Here is a 17,259-nt window from a genome sequence, read left to right as displayed (position 1 = left end):
GCAATAGAACCGCTTTAAAGGCTATGATTAAAATCTAAAATATTTTTTCACCCAACATTGACCGAATCGCTCTTTTCTGACTTCCAACCGATCGCCGCGATCGCCACAACCAGCCAGTCTGCCCACAAGTTGCACCCCCTTTGTCAAAGTTTGGGCATCACCTTACATTTAGCCGAACAGCTAACGGAATGTGATGGTGTAACTCGTTATTCAGGCAGTTTAAAAGATCATTTAGCTAGTCTTTGGCCCCACCATCGAGCTTTTATTTTTGGCTTGGCAACGGGAGCGGTTGTCCGTTTAATTTCCCCACTTTTGACCAATAAAGCCACTGATCCGGCGGTAATTGTTATCGATCCCCAGGGTCGCTTTGTCATTAGTCTTTGTGGTAGTCATCAGGGGGGGAGCGATCGCCTGGCTTGTTTGATTGCCGCTCAGTTAGGCGCGATTCCGATTTTAACTGGAGCAGCCCAGGCATTGAACTTACCTGGCATTGATACATTGGGGGAACCGTTTGGGTGGCGAAAAGGAGCGGGAGATTGGACAGAGGTTAGTGCCGCGATCGCCAATGGTAAGCCAGTAGAAGTGATTCAGGAAGTGGGCAGTACTCTTTGGCAAAAAGCTTTACCGGATACTCATCCTTTTGTTTGGGAACAGGTTAACAATGCCCGGGCCAGAATATGGATTAGTATCACTCAAGGTCAAGGGCAGACGAAAGCTGATTGTCCCCAGGTGCAATGGCATCCCCGTCTGTTATGGGTTGGCATTGGTTGTGTGCGAGGCACTTCCCAAGCGTTGATTCACCAGGCCATTGATCAGGTGTTTCAATCCTTTCAACTGACACAAAAGGCGATCGCGGGCATTGCCACCATTGATATTAAGGCCGATGAAATGGGGTTACTGGCTTACTGTGACGCGCAACAATATCCCTTAAAAACCTTTACCGCCGCACAATTACATCAAATTCCAGTACCCACTCCTTCCCAGATTGTCGAACAGGAAGTGGGAACCGCCAGTGTCGCAGAAGCCGCCGCCCTTTGTGCCGCCCAAATCTATGGTGAAGCTCAGTTATTAGTACCAAAACAAATTATTAAAGCCAGTTCAGAAAGCAACTCAGAAGCGGTGACAGTGGCGATCGCGCTTGCCTCAGAGGAATATATCGGTAAAACCGGAGCCTTATATTTAGTGGGAACGGGGCCAGGAGCCTTAGAACAAATCACACCGGCAGCGAAAACAGCCCTAATCCAAGCCGATGCCATCATTGGTTATTCCCTTTATTTAGATTTAATTAAACCACTAACAAGGGCGGGCCAAATTATCGAAGCCTTTCCTATTACCCAAGAGCGTCAACGCTGTCAACGCGCTATAAAATTAGCCCAATGGGGATTAAAAGTAGCTATTATTTCTTCTGGGGATTGTGGTATCTATGGCATGGCCGGTTTGGTGTTAGAAGAATTACAAAAACAGTATTGGGATGGTCTGAATCCGGCGATCGAAGTTTTTCCTGGTATTACCGCCCTGCAAGCAGCCGCAGCCAAAGTCGGCGCACCTCTGATGCACGATTTTTGTGCCATTAGTCTCAGTGATTTGCTAACACCCACAGCCAAGATTTTACAACGGTTAGAAGCTGCTGCTCAAGCTGATTTTGTCACCGCTCTTTATAATCCTAGATCCCAAAAACGCACCGAATTAATTACTTTAACGCAACAAATTTTTCTTAAACATCGCCATCCTAATAATCCAGTTGCCCTGGTGCGTTCTGTTTATCGACAGGAAGAAGAGATTGTTCAAACGACCTTAGACAAAATGCTCGACTTTCCGATTGATATGTTAACCGTTGTTTTAATTGGTAATAGCACGACCTACCAATATCAAAATTGGCTCATTACCCCTAGAGGTTATTGATCAAGCAAGATCAAAAATTATCTGGCTTAGGATTGTTTCAGCATTGCTTCCACGGCCTCTTTTGCTTGTTTCAATCCCACATTATGCAAAGAGCGATAACACTTAATTGCCTCAATTTTCTTTCCTTGCTGGGCTAACTGAAGAATTTCTTGATCTGAGAGCAGATGGGGAATCTCAACTTCCTGAGCGCGTCCAAAAAGGAGAAAAATCATCATCAGAACCAAAATTCCAAAGACCAGATATGGAATGATCATGATAGTCTCCTTTCGAGGCTTGAGTGATCGGCTTCACTGCTTACAGGACTGCGTAATTCACAACATCCTGGGGATTGGAGTAAAGCAAATCCTGTTCCGAAGCATCCCAAACTCGACCATCTAAGGCCATTTGTTCGATTAAACTAGCTAACCGCAAGGCCTTGAGGGCCTGTTCACCACCCACTGAGGGTTGATCGCCGCCCCTGGCACAATAGACAAAATGTTCTAATTCGGCGTGTAGCGGTTCAATGTTACTGGTGTAAACCTTTTCGATTAAGCCATCTTGACGGTAGAGAACTTGACCGTAGTCTGTTGTATAGTTGGCGGTGGTTTGACGATGGATTAGAATTTCATTATTGAGAAAATCCGCTTCTGTCAAGGAATTTTTACAATGGGCTGTGATCCGACGAATTTTACGATGGGTAACTTTACTGGCCGTCACCGTGGCAACAATGCCCGTGGCAAAACCTAGGGTTGCTGTCACATAATCCAAATAGCCTGAGCCTGACGCTCGACTACCACTGGCGGTTAATTTGACAACCGGCGCGCCTACTAGGTCTAAAAGTAAGTCAATGTCATGGATCATCAGGTCTAGAACGACTGATACATCATTGGCCCGTTGAGAATAGGGACTCATACGATGGGCTTCTAATGCCAGTAGTTCTTCGGTTTGCAGAACTTTGGTTAGTTCCTGAAAAGCAGGGTTAAAGCGTTCAATATGACCGACTTGTAAAATACAGTTCGACTGGGCGGCTGCATTGACCAAAGATTCGGCTTCCGCAATACTGGCGGCGATCGGCTTTTCAATAAGAGTATGGACACCTGCCTGTAAACAGGCCATGCCAACGCTATAGTGCAGACGAGTGGGAACGGCTACACAGACGGCATCAACGTGGGGCAGCATATCGATATAGTTCTCAAAAAAACGGACTCGGTATTTACTGGCGGTATCGAGTCCTCTTTCTATATTGACATCGGAAATTCCAACGAATTCTACATCTTTCATGAGGCTAAGGACACGGGTGTGGTGCTGTCCCATATTGCCGACCCCGATTACTCCAACGCGGATCGGCTCCAGATAACTTCTCTGACCTTTAAGCGAATTATTCATAAATGTAATTGAAACTCCACAAAACACCACCAGAAAGCTTGACCCCAGAGTCTAGAATTTGTTTCTAGTTTCTTTAGGGAGATGCTGACTAAGATACTAGCACGGTCAGGGATTTTTGGCCCAATTTACTGTGAATCTATGCCTTCACAGGATCAAGGGTCAATTGATCTCTGATAAGGCCAAAAACGGTACAAGGCTATTAAGATGGAGCGATCGCGCCTTAAACCTGAACTCTGAAACCAAAGCGTGGCCTAGTGGATAATTGATAATGAATAGTTAATAGGGGTTAATTTTAAAAGGCGATCGCCGATTAATTGATAGTTGATAATGAATAGTTGATAATTGTCCGTTGGGAACGCGATCACCGTCTCAACTCTCAGAAAAAGCGATCGCCTCTTAACTATAAAAAAACGCGATCGCTCTGTACAGAAAAAGGAAACCGTCAACCGTCGGGAGCATCTCACCTTTGCAATAAGTAGAAATACTTAACGAGGTAAATGAAAGAGTCAAAAAAGGTAATCATTTAAATAGGAACAGCGATGACGAAGGACTTGTGGTACATTGTCAGAATTCCAACTCGCACCAGTAATTTTAAGACGATGACCAATTTGTTTAACTTGAGATTCGACAGAGCCAGAGCCAATAGAAATGGGTGTGACCTTTAGTTGATGAAGGAAAAGAAAAGTGTTAACATGAGATGAAAAGTGACAAAGAGGAAACAATGATGACAGCAAGGTACTGGTATCGTGTGATCAAAGCTAGAAAAAGTTATGGTGTAAGAGTTTGAGAAAATAGAAAATAACTTACGACTGGACATATTCCCGTTTTTGTTATACTATTATTATTGTCATTATATTAAAGAAAGGGAAAACAGAAAGCAATGTCAACATTGAATAAAAGCTCAATTGACCTCCTAAGTGATATTGGCTTACCCCAAGAGAAAGAGGAAGCCTTATTTCAGAAAAACTGCCCTCATTGCTATAGTGAAAACGTAAAAATACATTCTCATTATCAAACGAAAGGTAATGGGGAACGTAAAATGTTCATTTGTCAAGAATGTAGTTCTTGTTTTGCTGAGACTTATGGTAGCGTAATCGCTGGCTTAGAAACCCCATTAAGTGAAATTGTAAAAGTATTAAAAGCCAGAATGGAAGGAATAGGATTAAATGCAGCAGCCCGAGTATTCGGCTACGCGAAAACAACAATATTGAATTGGGAAAAGAAATTATCAGGATTACAAGAGACATTATTTTTATACGCCTTAGTGAATGAATTTGTTAAATTAGTAATAGAAGGGGATGAACTATACACAAAAGTTGGAAAAAATAAAGAAGCAAGTGCCTCTGAGGGGTGGACAATCGTGCTCATGGACAGGGCTAGCCGCTTTATTTGGCATTTAAAATGTGGTCGAAAAGAGCAGAAATTATTTCTAGAAGCAATGATGACGGTAACGGAATTATTTGAAAGGAGTGCAGAATCTCTCCAGTTATTTACAGATGGAGAAAAGCGATATAGTCAACTGCTATTTAATATTTGTCACGAAGTATTAAGGATTGGAAAGCGAGGTCGTCCCACCAAAGTATTACCGAAGGGTCTTGTAGTAAGACTAAAAAATAAGAGTAGTAAACGTCGAGATTCTGAGGGTAAACTAAAGAAAGTAGAAACTCCGAAACCAGAACATCCAGAGACAACAGAAAAACCAGAAGAAAAGGACGTCCATGCCAACCACGTTGAGGCATTTAATAGTGCTATCCGACGCTATTTAGCCGCCTTTCGTCGTCGTACAAATACTTATGCTAAATCTGTTGTGGGATTACAGCGAGTCCTAGATATTTTCAGGATGGTTCATAACTTTGTTCGCAGCCATTTTACGACTAGAGAAGTTCCTGCTGTAGCTCTCGGTATAATTGAAAAAGGGTTAACTTGGGAGGACTTACTCCAAATTCGCCTGATTTCTTGAACCTCTCGTATTGCAACGTTTGTAGCTTCTAGCTAGACGATACCAGTGCCCAGGCAAAGAGGTGAAAAATGATTTATTAGAAAATCATGGTAGAAAAGTAGCGCTATCCTATATCCAAAGATTGAGTGAAGCAGTAGGAAGTGTGGTACAGGCAAAAGAAGAAGCGTGGAGTTATGCCCCGCCCAAGGAGGATAGCCAAATTGCAACAGTGGGAATAGGATTAGATGGAACCTGTATGCTGATGTGTGAGGATGGCTACCGTGAAGCAATGGTGGGAACCGTTTCCCTATACGATAGTGAAGGCGAACGTCAACATACAATCTATCTAGGTGCGGCACCAGAGTATGGAAAAAAGAGTTTTCTAGAAAGATTAGAAAGAGAAATTGAGCGAGCGAAAAACCGTTATCCAGAGGCAACATTGGTCGGGATAGCAGACGGGGCAGAATCAAATTGGAAGTTTTTAGAAAAGCAAACGGAAGAACAGATATTAGATTTCTATCATGCCTCTGGTTACTTAGGTGCCTTGGCAGAAGCGTTGCATCCGAATACAGTGTCAAAACAAAAAGAATGGTTGACTGAAAATTGTCGAGAACTCAAGCATGAAAAAGGAAAAGCAGGAGAACTGCTAAATCTGATGAAAGAAGTCAAAGAAGAAAAAAGTCATTCTAAGAATCTTACCGAGAAACTACAAGCGGCGATTACTTATTACGAGAATCATCAGCATCAAATGGATTATGCTGAATACATAGAGAAAAAGTATCCGATTGGTTCAGGTGTTACGGAAGCAGCTTGTAAGACGTTGGTCAAACAACGATTATGTTGTTCAGGGATGCGATGGAAGGAAAAAGGAGCAGGAATTATTTTGAGCCTACGAGCTTTGGTATTGACCAAGGAACGATGGAGTCAATTTTGGGCAAAACTTGATCAATATGGGTTCCCTGTAGAACCCTGATTACAACAGCTTTTATCAACTAAAGGTCGCACCCGTTCGGAAAAAGTAAATTGTCCATGCTGTTCAACCAAAACGTCAAAACAGGGAAAAGTCACCTACTTCCATCTCTAAATGGGTGCGACCTTTAGTTGATAAAAGCTGTTGTAATCAGGGTTCTACAGGGAACCCATATTGATCAAGTTTTGCCCAAAATTGACTCCATCGTTCCTTGGTCAATACCAAAGCTCGTAGGCTCAAAATAATTCCTGCTCCTTTTTCCTTCCATCGCATCCCTGAACAACATAATCGTTGTTTGACCAACGTCTTACAAGCTGCTTCCGTAACACCTGAACCAATCGGATACTTTTTCTCTATGTATTCAGCATAATCCATTTGATGCTGATGATTCTCGTAATAAGTAATCGCCGCTTGTAGTTTCTCGGTAAGATTCTTAGAATGACTTTTTTCTTCTTTGACTTCTTTCATCAGATTTAGCAGTTCTCCTGCTTTTCCTTTTTCATGCTTGAGTTCTCGACAATTTTCAGTCAACCATTCTTTTTGTTTTGACACTGTATTCGGATGCAACGCTTCTGCCAAGGCACCTAAGTAACTAGAGGCATGATAGAAATCTAATATCTGTTCTTCCGTTTGCTTTTCTAAAAACTTCCAATTTGATTCTGCCCCGTCTGCTATCCCGACCAATGTTGCCTCTGGATAACGGTTTTTCGCTCGCTCAATTTCTCTTTCTAATCTTTCTAGAAAACTCTTTTTTCCATACTCTGGTGCCGCACCTAGATAGATTGTATGTTGACGTTCGCCTTCACTATCGTATAGGGAAACGGTTCCCACCATTGCTTCACGGTAGCCATCTAATCCTATTCCCACTGTTGCAATTTGGCTATCCTCCTTGGGCGGGGCATAACTCCACGCTTCTTCTTTTGCCTGTACCACACTTCCTACTGCTTCACTCAATCTTTGGATATAGGATAGCGCTACTTTTCTACCATGATTTTCTAATAAATCATTTTTCACCTCTTTGCCTGCCATCCCTGACATTTTTGAGGATACCTGTTTTGCCAATAATGGCGTTGATGTTATGATTATCCTTGCTTCTCTTTCTAAGGGGCAATACGTTTTTCCTCAAAGGTGAACGCTGATATACATGACGATTCACTATAACCTCACCATAAGGTGTTTGATATTCTTTCGGTTGCTCTCCCTTACTCTTCCAGATTTCTTCACCGATTTTTAAGGGTGAACCATCTGTATCTAAATATTTCAAGGCTTCTTTGCTGGCGATGCAACCTACTTCGTTTAAGCCTTTTTGAATATTTATTTCTGTATCCAACATTGAACGACTGAGTTCTAATGTTAGTTCTATTTTTATCTTTGAACCCTCTACATTAATTAGTTTTGCTGTCATCATTGTTTCCTCTTTGTCACTTTTCATCTCATGTTAACACTTTTCTTTTTCTTCATCAACTAAAGGTCACGCCCCTTCCATCAGGCATTATTGCCCGTGATTGTTTCCCCAGACCATGAATCAGTTTTTTCCTTACCCCCTGAATTTATCACCCCTCAAGACGGTTCTGAAAAGCAAGATTGTGAGCAAAATGCGGCGAAACGTTGGATAAGTAACCATGCTAGTTTGTTTGCGGGACAGAAGATAACTCTGCTAGGGGATGACTTGTACAGTCGTCAGCCCACTTGTCAGCACTGTCTCGACCACGATTTCAACTTTATCTTCGTCTGTTTACCGACTTCTCATCCCACACTCTATGAATGGTTAAACTATTTAGAAGCTAATGGAGAAGTCAAAACCACTCAACACCGACGTTGGAATGGGAAGTATTTCGAGATTTGGCACTGCCGTTATCTCAATCAGATTCCCCTGCGAGACCAACAGCCTGCTTTGTTGGTTAACTGGTGTGAGCTAAAAATCCACCGCGAATCCGATGCTCAACTTCTTTATCACAATAGTTGGATTACCAATCATTTTCTCACCCCTCACATCGTTCTTGATGTCTGTCGTGCTGGACGGACTCGTTGGCGTACTGAGAACGAGAATCACAATATTCTCAAAAATCGAGGCTATCACTTAGAGCATAATTTTGGGCATGGTAAACAACACCTCGCCTCTGTTTTGCTTACCCTGAATTTGCTGGCTTTTCTCTTGCACACGGTTTTAGGTTTGGTTGATGAACGTTACCAGAGAATTCGCGTCCAACGCGGCACTCGTAAGGGATTCTTTCAAGATATTCTCTCTTTGACCAAATATCTGTTCTTTGAAAGCTGGCATCATCTTTTAGATTTTATGCTTGATGACTCAGTTTCTCTCGCTGTCTCGAATTCTTCCTAGTTGATTAATTGGCAATTTTCATAGCAAAACCCTTGCCAGTAAATAGGGCTTGCTGAAAAAAGCTGAAACCTTTACGGAGAAAAATAGTAGGCGAATTAAGAACCGCTAGAATGCACGAAAATAGGGTAGAATGCCTCAAAACCATTGCATTAAGAAGAGAGAAAGCAGATGTACCGAAAGCAACAGTACTCAATTGAAACACCAGAAAACTTGAAAAATCTGTTCGGCGGGCAGTTAGACGAAGAAAATCGTTGGATAGAAATGTCAAAAATGATTCCCTGGGAAGAATATGAGGAAGAATATGCAAAAAACTTCACAGAAAAAAAGGAGCCCCAGCCAAATCATTTAGAATGGCATTAGGAGCATTAATTAGGGCTTGCTGAAAAAGTCAAAAAACGAAAGAAATGTGGGTTAGGGAAGTATGGACTGAAAAAGCATAGATAACTTATCCTTATGGAAACAAATCAAAATACAGATTTTGTTTAATCTATTGTTCCTTTCTGTCTAAAAAGGTCAACACAAATCACTCCTCACAAAAGAGAGGAAAATTAACACCATTTTTCACAAGAAAAACGACTCTACAACTTTTTACTTTTTGTCTTCTGAAGTAGAGTAGAAAGATTCATTACCAAAAAGTTCATCGCAATTACCGTTTCCGAGGTCTCAGGTAGTTTGGCCATCACTCGACCAAGACTAAATTTCCTCTTTCCCTGTCCGAATTTACCCTCAATGGCATTACGCACTCTTTCATCTGAGCGTGCCTCTTTCTTTTTTTCTTTGCTCACCTCTTTCGGCGGTCTTCCCAATCGGGGACCACTCATTCTTATATCCCTTTCTTTACAATAAGCTCGATTCGCTTTTGTTCGATAGATTTTATCCACATGAACCGATTCCGGATAACATCCTGTTTCCCTTTTATATTCTTCTATTCGCGCTTGTAAATCTCCCGATTCGTTGTAATTATCCCAACTTAATTTGTCTAAGAAGACAAAGCCATTCACATTACTTGCCGATATTTTAGCTCCAAACTCTACTGCTTTTCCCGCTTTTCCACGCACTATTGGACGCACGTGAGGTTGGCTTACACTCACAATTCTGTTTTCTACTTTATTTGTCTTTTTTTCATACATTTCTAACTGTTGCTCATACACTTTTCCTATCGTTACAAGCTCTTCTTGCTCTTTTTTCGTTAGTTTTTCTAACTTTGCTCCCTCTTCTATCATTTTTTCTATATGAGACAAGTTTCTTTTTATATATCCTAGTTGTTTTTTTGTTCCTTTTCTTCTTTCTTTTTTTGACACACGACGTTTTTTTGCTATGGCTAAGTACTCTTTTCTTGCCACTTCCCTATAAGTCCTCGGCTTTTCTTTCCTTTTCTCTTTTATTTCTTCATACAGCTTATCTATTATTTTTTCTGTTTTTTCTCTGGCATCATTCAATATTCCTATATCCGTTGGATATTTTATATCTGCTGGTGTACAAGTCGCATCTAACAATAACTTTCCTTCATTTTCTTTTTTTTCTGACGCTACACCCGTCGCTTTTTTTTCTATTTCTTTATTAATTTTATTTATTAATTCCATTCCTATTTTTTTACGAAAATGAACCATCATTGACGCATTAAATGCTTCTTTGCTACTATAGCTTTCCATTCCTATAAAGTACTGTAAATAAGGGTTCTCTTTTATTTGTTCTACTGTTTCTCTGTCACTTTTTCCTGAAATTTCTTTGATAATTAATGCTCCTAATGCCATTCTAAATGATTTGGCTGGGGCTCCTTTTTTTTCTGTGAAGTTTTTTGCATATTCTTCCTCATATTCTTCCCAAAGAATCATTTTTGACATTTCTATCCAACGATTTTCTTCGTCTAACTGCCCGCCGAACAGATTTTTCAAGTTTTCTGGTGTTTCAATTGAGTACTGTTGCTTTCGGTACATCTGCTTTCTCTCTTCTTAATGCAATGGTTTTGAGGCATTCTACCCTATTTTCGTGCATTCTAGCGGTTCTTAATTCGCCTACTATTTTTCTCCGTAAAGGTTTCAGCTTTTTTCAGCAAGCCCTAATTATCAAAGAAATTTCAGGAAAAAGTGACAGAGAAACAGTAGAACAAATAAAAGAGAACCCTTATTTACAGTACTTTATAGGAATGGAAAGCTATAGTAGCAAAGAAGCATTTAATGCGTCAATGATGGTTCATTTTCGTAAAAAAATAGGAATGGAATTAATAAATAAAATTAATAAAGAAATAGAAAAAAAAGCGACGGGTGTAGCGTCAGAAAAAAAAGAAAATGAAGGAAAGTTATTGTTAGATGCGACTTGTACACCAGCAGATATAAAATATCCAACGGATATAGGAATATTGAATGATGCCAGAGAAAAAACAGAAAAAATAATAGATAAGCTGTATGAAGAAATAAAAGAGAAAAGGAAAGAAAAGCCGAGGACTTATAGGGAAGTGGCAAGAAAAGAGTACTTAGCCATAGCAAAAAAACGTCGTGTGTCAAAAAAAGAAAGAAGAAAAGGAACAAAAAAACAACTAGGATATATAAAAAGAAACTTGTCTCATATAGAAAAAATGATAGAAGAGGGAGCAAAGTTAGAAAAACTAACGAAAAAAGAGCAAGAAGAGCTTGTAACGATAGGAAAAGTGTATGAGCAACAGTTAGAAATGTATGAAAAAAAGACAAATAAAGTAGAAAACAGAATTGTGAGTGTAAGCCAACCTCACGTGCGTCCAATAGTGCGTGGAAAAGCGGGAAAAGCAGTAGAGTTTGGAGCTAAAATATCGGCAAGTAATGTGAATGGCTTTGTCTTCTTAGACAAATTAAGTTGGGATAATTACAACGAATCGGGAGATTTACAAGCGCGAATAGAAGAATATAAAAGGGAAACAGGATGTTATCCGGAATCGGTTCATGTGGATAAAATCTATCGAACAAAAGCGAATCGAGCTTATTGTAAAGAAAGGGATATAAGAATGAGTGGTCCCCGATTGGGAAGACCGCCGAAAGAGGTGAGCAAAGAAAAAAAGAAAGAGGCACGCTCAGATGAAAGAGTGCGTAATGCCATTGAGGGTAAATTCGGACAGGGAAAGAGGAAATTTAGTCTTGGTCGAGTGATGGCCAAACTACCTGAGACCTCGGAAACGGTAATTGCGATGAACTTTTTGGTAATGAATCTTTCTACTCTACTTCAGAAGACAAAAAGTAAAAAGTTGTAGAGTCGTTTTTCTTGTGAAAAATGGTGTTAATTTTCCTCTCTTTTGTGAGGAGTGATTTGTGTTGACCTTTTTAGACAGAAAGGAACAATAGATTAAACAAAATCTGTATTTTGATTTGTTTCCATAAGGATAAGTTATCTATGCTTTTTCAGTCCATACTTCCCTAACCCACATTTCTTTCGTTTTTTGACTTTTTCAGCAAGCCCTAAATACATCGAGCCTTTTGTATCTTTGACTACATTCTGAATTTGGAATTGCTGCGCCCTGAGAACGACAGGGTTTTAAACCCATTTTTCTGATAAGATTTAAGCCATATATTGCGATTAATTCCTGTGTGAACCTATGGCTGACACCCCATCTGCTAAAACGGATTCCGAGATCTTGACGCTGGTTGCTGATTATTTTAAGGTGTTGTCTGAAGTCAGCCGCTTACAAATATTGAGTTGTCTCAAGGCTGGCCCTATGAATGTAACGGAATTAGCGGAGGCAACGGGTCTAGGTCAAGCTAATTTATCTAAACATTTAAAAGTGCTGACCCAGGCGGGAATTTTGTCCCGTCAAGCTCAAGGCGTGAGTGCTTATTATAGTATTACCGATCCAGTTATTTTTGGGATTTGTGAGTCTGTCTGCGATCGCATTAGTCAACGTGTGCAACAACAGGCAGAAGCTGTCGGCCTATTGGGACTCTTTTCAAGTAGTATGAGTTAGAAAAAGCTGAGATGAAACGGACAGTGTGGTTGGTCAGACATGGGCATCGTTTAGACTTTGCTTCTCCTGAATGGTTTGAAACCGCCGCTAGACGTTATGATCCACCTCTTTCCGCCGAGGGATTAGAACAGGTACAAAAACTGTCCCAGCGTTTAGCCCCAGAAAAGATTGATCATATTTTTTGTTCTCCTTTTTTACGCGCGGTGCAAACAGCCTATCCCCTGGCCGATAGTTTGAATCTATCCGTTAAAGTGGAGGCGGGCCTAGGGGAATGGTTAAATCCCCACTGGATAACGGAAAGGCCGGAAACGGAGCCTTGGGAATCACTCTGTCGTCAATATCCCTTGATTGAACCCCACTATTGTTCCTGTGTTATACCGTCCTATCCGGAAACGGAAACGGCGATGATGACTCGTTTAGCAGTAGTTACCGAGCAATTAACTACAAAATTTTCCGGCAATTTGTTATTTGTGGGACACATGGCCACTGTGGCAGAAGTGGCGACCAGTTTATTAGGCAGAAATGCGATCGCCAAAGTTCCTGTTGCTTCAATTACTCAATTAGTGCAGACCCAGCAACGCTGGCAGTTAAGGCTCAACGCAGATATTTCCCACTATTGACCCCAGACTGCCTAGTTCTAACTCTAATGCCGTTCGTCTAAATTTACTCGATAAATTAAGCCGTAACACAGTTACCAATTACCAAGGTTCCGGTTAAACCTATTACTTCCACAATGGAGTCAGTGAGGTGGCCCCAATAGACTGAACAAAAATAGCGGGGAGTAAAGCTCTGAAGTTAACGGACTCCCTAACTAAAAACGTCCTCTCAAGCCAAATTCAAACTTGTCCAGTAGACTTGGTCTGGCATCTGATATTCTAAAGCTTGATGGAATCGCTCTTTGTTATAGAAATTAAACCATTTTTTTTACCTCTTCTGTCAAGTGTTTTCCATCCTCAAAAGAATAAATGTAAATGGGTACATCCCGGATAAAGTAGTACATAGAATCTGGGGTAAAATGGAAAAAAACTGATGAGCGAAAAAAGTATGTTACCGATTCCCCCAGAAGAAAAAGCACTGTTAAAACAGCATCTCACCGAATCAGCCCGTATCCTGCGCAAATATACGGAACCAGAGAAACAGAAGGACTTTGGAAGCATCGAAGTAGAAGTCAGAACCCAGATGTTAGAAATTGTGGGGCCAACAATGGGGGAGTTTTTTTTTCAGAAGGGGGAAAAAAACGGTCTGGAAACAAGCGAAAAATCAAAACCCTAGTCGGAGAAGTGGAAATAAGCCAAAAACAAGCCAGAAAACTAAAGGTGTCGCCAAAAATCGTCTTAAGTCCAGGTTTAGAGAAATGCTGTCTAAGAGCCAGTGCGAAAACATCCTACCAACAAGCAGAAGAAGATATAGAGGAGTTGATGGGGATAAAAGTAGGACATAGCAGTTTACATCGCTTGGTAGAACGGACAGAACTGCCCTTAGCTCAAGCTCAGTCAGAGAGTGCGGGGGTCAGTATAGATGGGGGAAAGATTTGTCTGCGGGGCGAGGAGAAGGAAGGGGGACAGTGGCGAGATTATAAACTGGTGAGTCTTCATGGCAATGTCTGTGAAGCCTTTTTCCAAGACCCAGAGGGCTTAAAGAATTGGAGCAATGTTCAACCTTTGTCCCCAATAGTGACCTTTTTGGGAGATGGTCATCCCGCAATCTGGAATGCGGTAGAGAGTTTCGCCACTCAATCGTGGCTGATACGACGAGAGGTGTTGGATTGGTATCATCTCAAGGAGAATCTGTTCAAAGTGGGTGGCTCTCTCAAACGGCTAGAAGCAGTGGAGCATTTACTGTGGCGGGGTTTTGTGAACAAGGCAATAGATGCGTTTGATGGAGTCAAAAGCAAGAGGGCAAAGAATTTTCAAGCCTATTTGACGAAGCATTATCAGCGTATCCCTGATTACCAATACTATCAACAGCTTGGTATTGTGATTGGTTCTGGTGATGTGGAGTCTAAGATTAAACAGGTGGGAGCTAGGGTTAAATTGTCGGGAGCACGTTGGCATCTTCATAATGTTTCTCGTATTCTTCGGCTACGATGTGCTTATCTCAATCACTCTCCTCTTTTGAGTGTCAATGTATTATCTTAAGTGGGATGCACCCAATAGTCTGAACCTCAACTTGACTGAGTTGATGATAAGTCAAGGTTTTTGGCCAGAGTTGAGCCTCAGTAAGAGCATCGGCCTCACAAGCAAAATTCTGTCCACAAAGTTTCTGCCATTCTTTTTTGACAACTTTATCGGCTTTCTCAATTTTTTGACTTATAGCTTTATTATCGGACTGGAGACGTTGAGCACTTTCGACCACAAGCCATCGTTGCTGTTCACCCCCATATTCCGAAGCCCTCACTTGCCAACGATAACCGTCCTGTTCACCCTGCTGCCATTGGTCTTCTGATATATTTGCCAAAGTCTCAGTGGCTTCTTTCAGAGGGACACGACTTAACCATTGAATTGACCTCGCCATGCCCACATTTTCCGCCGTATAAAAAGCTCCATCCATCACCGATAAACCTTCCATATTCAACCTTTCTTGACAGTCTTTGATTATCTGGGGAAACACCTTTTTATCCGATTCATTGCCATCTCCTAATTGCATAAAGAGAGGGACACCACCATCTCCACTACATATCATATTTAACATAAACTGTTTTAGGTCTGGTCGTTTATCTCTGGAATAACCAAATTTTATTTTTATGGCTTTTGTCTGCTCGTCTTCCTCATCTTCTATCCTTTCCTTATACTTCCCTTGTACAGACATTGAGGTTGAGTCTAAATGCTTTGACTTTTGTTCTATTCCAAAGATTGCTGCCGCTTTTAGGACTATTTTCGTGAACCGGTTTTTTACCCCCACTCCAAATACCTTATCCAATGACCTTCCTAGCTTGTCATCATTTAAATCTTCTGCTTTTATTCCTTCTCCTAATAGGTGTTCTAATGCTTTTCCTTTAAAAAACTCACTCAACAAATATAACGGAGCATTGATACATCCTAAGCAGTTTAATATCATTGCTTTTACTATTGTACCTACACTGAGCTTTTCTTGAGGATGAGTTCCCACTTCCTCATCGATAATTTCTACTAAACCCATTTCATCTATAATTCCCGCTACGATTCCTAAGTGGTCGAGGTCTTTAATATTTAGGTTATTCATTTTTACTGTTGATTCTATCTAGGGCTTGCTGAAAAAAGCTGAAACCTTTACGGAGAAAAATAGTAGGCGAATTAAGAACCGCTAGAATGCACGAAAATAGGGTAGAATGCCTCAAAACCATTGCATTAAGAAGAGAGAAAGCAGATGTACCGAAAGCAACAGTACTCAATTGAAACACCAGAAAACTTGAAAAATCTGTTCGGCGGGCAGTTAGACGAAGAAAATCGTTGGATAGAAATGTCAAAAATGATTCTTTGGGAAGAATATGAGGAAGAATATGCAAAAAACTTCACAGAAAAAAAAGGAGCCCCAGCCAAATCATTTAGAATGGCATTAGGAGCATTAATTATCAAAGAAATTTCAGGAAAAAGTGACAGAGAAACAGTAGAACAAATAAAAGAGAACCCTTATTTACAGTACTTTATAGGAATGGAAAGCTATAGTAGCAAAGAAGCATTTAATGCGTCAATGATGGTTCATTTTCGTAAAAAAATAGGAATGGAATTAATAAATAAAATTAATAAAGAAATAGAAAAAAAAGCGACGGGTGTAGCGTCAGAAAAAAAAGAAAATGAAGGAAAGTTATTGTTAGATGCGACTTGTACACCAGCAGATATAAAATATCCAACGGATATAGGAATATTGAATGATGCCAGAGAAAAAACAGAAAAAATAATAGATAAGCTGTATGAAGAAATAAAAGAGAAAAGGAAAGAAAAGCCGAGGACTTATAGGGAAGTGGCAAGAAAAGAGTACTTAGCCATAGCAAAAAAACGTCGTGTGTCAAAAAAAGAAAGAAGAAAAGGAACAAAAAAACAACTAGGATATATAAAAAGAAACTTGTCTGATATAGAAAAAATGATAGAAGAGGGAGCAAAGTTAGAAAAACTAACGAAAAAAGAGCAAGAAGAGCTTGTAACGATAGGAAAAGTGTATGAGCAACAGTTAGAAATGTATGAAAAAAAGACAAATAAAGTAGAAAACAGAATTGTGAGTGTAAGCCAACCTCACGTGCGTCCAATAGTGCGTGGAAAAGCGGGAAAAGCAGTAGAGTTTGGAGCTAAAATATCGGCAAGTAATGTGAATGGCTTTGTCTTCTTAGACAAATTAAGTTGGGATAATTACAACGAATCGGGAGATTTACAAGCGCGAATAGAAGAATATAAAAGGGAAACAGGATGTTATCCGGAATCGGTTCATGTGGATAAAATCTATCGAACAAAAGCGAATCGAGCTTATTGTAAAGAAAGGGATATAAGAATGAGTGGTCCCCGATTGGGAAGACCGCCGAAAGAGGTGAGCAAAGAAAAAAAGAAAGAGGCACGCTCAGATGAAAGAGTGCGTAATGCCATTGAGGGTAAATTCGGACAGGGAAAGAGGAAATTTAGTCTTGGTCGAGTGATGGCCAAACTACCTGAGACCTCGGAAACGGTAATTGCGATGAACTTTTTGGTAATGAATCTTTCTACTCTACTTCAGAAGACAAAAAGTAAAAAGTTGTAGAGTCGTTTTTCTTGTGAAAAATGGTGTTAATTTTCCTCTCTTTTGTGAGGAGTGATTTGTGTTGACCTTTTTAGACAGAAAGGAACAATAGATTAAACAAAATCTGTATT

The 17,259-nt window shown here is 40.5% G+C and carries 12 protein-coding genes and 6 pseudogenes; 12 read left to right on the top strand and 6 right to left on the bottom strand.

Features of this window, described 5'->3' with window-relative positions; all coding sequences use genetic code 11:
• Positions 1-57 precede the first annotated feature (57 nt).
• Complete coding sequence (gene cobJ, locus KA717_26405) at positions 58-1,902, top strand: precorrin-3B C(17)-methyltransferase (GenBank protein UXE59357.1); 1,845 nt, start codon at positions 58-60, stop codon at positions 1,900-1,902.
• A 26-nt stretch (positions 1,903-1,928) separates the two neighbouring features.
• Here the strand turns inward: cobJ and KA717_26400 are convergent, their stop codons facing one another.
• Both KA717_26400 and KA717_26395 read right to left on the bottom strand, forming a co-directional pair.
• Positions 1,929-2,156: a ribosomal protein L7/L12 gene (locus tag KA717_26400; protein UXE59356.1), complete on the bottom strand. Its 228-nt coding sequence runs from the start codon at positions 2,154-2,156 to the stop codon at positions 1,929-1,931.
• Between the two features lie 40 nt (positions 2,157-2,196).
• On the bottom strand, positions 2,197-3,267 hold the full coding sequence (locus KA717_26395) for a Gfo/Idh/MocA family oxidoreductase (GenBank protein ID UXE59355.1): 1,071 nt from the start codon (positions 3,265-3,267) through the stop codon (positions 2,197-2,199).
• Positions 3,268-3,602: 335 nt separating this feature from the next.
• Here KA717_26395 and KA717_26390 point away from each other — a divergent pair, with 335 nt between their 5' ends.
• On the top strand, positions 3,603-3,746 hold the full coding sequence (locus tag KA717_26390; GenBank protein UXE59354.1) for a hypothetical protein: 144 nt from the start codon (positions 3,603-3,605) through the stop codon (positions 3,744-3,746).
• 27 nt (positions 3,747-3,773) lie between these two features.
• Here the strand turns inward: KA717_26390 and KA717_26385 are convergent.
• A pseudogene (locus tag KA717_26385) lies at positions 3,774-3,917 on the bottom strand (ISKra4 family transposase).
• 230 nt (positions 3,918-4,147) lie between these two features.
• Between KA717_26385 and KA717_26380 the strand changes: the two are divergent.
• On the top strand, positions 4,148-5,227 hold the full coding sequence (locus tag KA717_26380) for an IS1 family transposase (GenBank protein ID UXE59353.1): 1,080 nt from the start codon (positions 4,148-4,150) through the stop codon (positions 5,225-5,227).
• A 61-nt stretch (positions 5,228-5,288) separates the two neighbouring features.
• A complete protein-coding gene (locus KA717_26375) occupies positions 5,289-6,179 on the top strand; it encodes a hypothetical protein (protein UXE59352.1) in 891 nt (296 codons plus the stop codon).
• 147 nt (positions 6,180-6,326) lie between these two features.
• Here KA717_26375 and KA717_26370 read toward each other — a convergent pair.
• Positions 6,327-7,581, bottom strand: a pseudogene (locus KA717_26370) (ISKra4 family transposase).
• A gap of 90 nt (positions 7,582-7,671) precedes the next feature.
• Here KA717_26370 and KA717_26365 point away from each other — a divergent pair.
• Positions 7,672-8,517, top strand: coding sequence for a hypothetical protein (locus KA717_26365; protein ID UXE59351.1), 846 nt, complete (start codon positions 7,672-7,674; stop codon positions 8,515-8,517).
• A gap of 168 nt (positions 8,518-8,685) precedes the next feature.
• A pseudogene (locus KA717_26360) lies at positions 8,686-8,888 on the top strand (IS5/IS1182 family transposase).
• A 228-nt stretch (positions 8,889-9,116) separates the two neighbouring features.
• Here the strand turns inward: KA717_26360 and KA717_26355 are convergent.
• Positions 9,117-10,454: pseudogene (locus KA717_26355) on the bottom strand (IS5 family transposase).
• 122 nt (positions 10,455-10,576) lie between these two features.
• Here KA717_26355 and KA717_26350 point away from each other — a divergent pair.
• The 5 genes and pseudogenes from KA717_26350 to KA717_26330 all read left to right on the top strand — a co-directional run bounded on the left by KA717_26350 (position 10,577) and on the right by KA717_26330 (position 14,583).
• A pseudogene (locus tag KA717_26350) lies at positions 10,577-11,716 on the top strand (IS5 family transposase).
• Between the two features lie 363 nt (positions 11,717-12,079).
• Complete coding sequence (locus tag KA717_26345; protein ID UXE59350.1) at positions 12,080-12,445, top strand: metalloregulator ArsR/SmtB family transcription factor; 366 nt, start codon at positions 12,080-12,082, stop codon at positions 12,443-12,445.
• 11 nt (positions 12,446-12,456) lie between these two features.
• Entirely contained in the window at positions 12,457-13,065 is a 609-nt protein-coding gene (locus KA717_26340; GenBank protein ID UXE59349.1) for a histidine phosphatase family protein, read from the top strand.
• A 409-nt stretch (positions 13,066-13,474) separates the two neighbouring features.
• A complete protein-coding gene (locus KA717_26335; GenBank protein UXE59348.1) occupies positions 13,475-13,717 on the top strand; it encodes a hypothetical protein in 243 nt (80 codons plus the stop codon).
• Entirely contained in the window at positions 13,705-14,583 is an 879-nt protein-coding gene (locus KA717_26330; GenBank protein UXE64786.1) for an ISKra4 family transposase, read from the top strand. Before KA717_26335 ends, KA717_26330 begins: the two co-directional genes overlap by 13 nt.
• On the opposite strand, the gene KA717_26325 is transcribed toward KA717_26330, so the two are convergent.
• Positions 14,567-15,646: an IS1634 family transposase gene (locus tag KA717_26325; protein UXE59347.1), complete on the bottom strand. Its 1,080-nt coding sequence runs from the start codon at positions 15,644-15,646 to the stop codon at positions 14,567-14,569. The two genes, KA717_26330 and KA717_26325, sit on opposite strands and share 17 nt — an antisense overlap.
• 144 nt (positions 15,647-15,790) lie before the next feature.
• Between KA717_26325 and KA717_26320 the strand changes: the two are divergent.
• Positions 15,791-17,128 (top strand): annotated as a pseudogene (locus KA717_26320) (IS5 family transposase).
• The last annotated feature ends 131 nt before the right edge of the window (positions 17,129-17,259 follow it).

Source organism: Woronichinia naegeliana WA131 (assembly GCA_025370055.1).
GTDB lineage: Bacteria > Cyanobacteriota > Cyanobacteriia > Cyanobacteriales > Microcystaceae > Woronichinia > Woronichinia naegeliana.
This window is presented reverse-complemented; position numbering and strand designations above follow the sequence as displayed.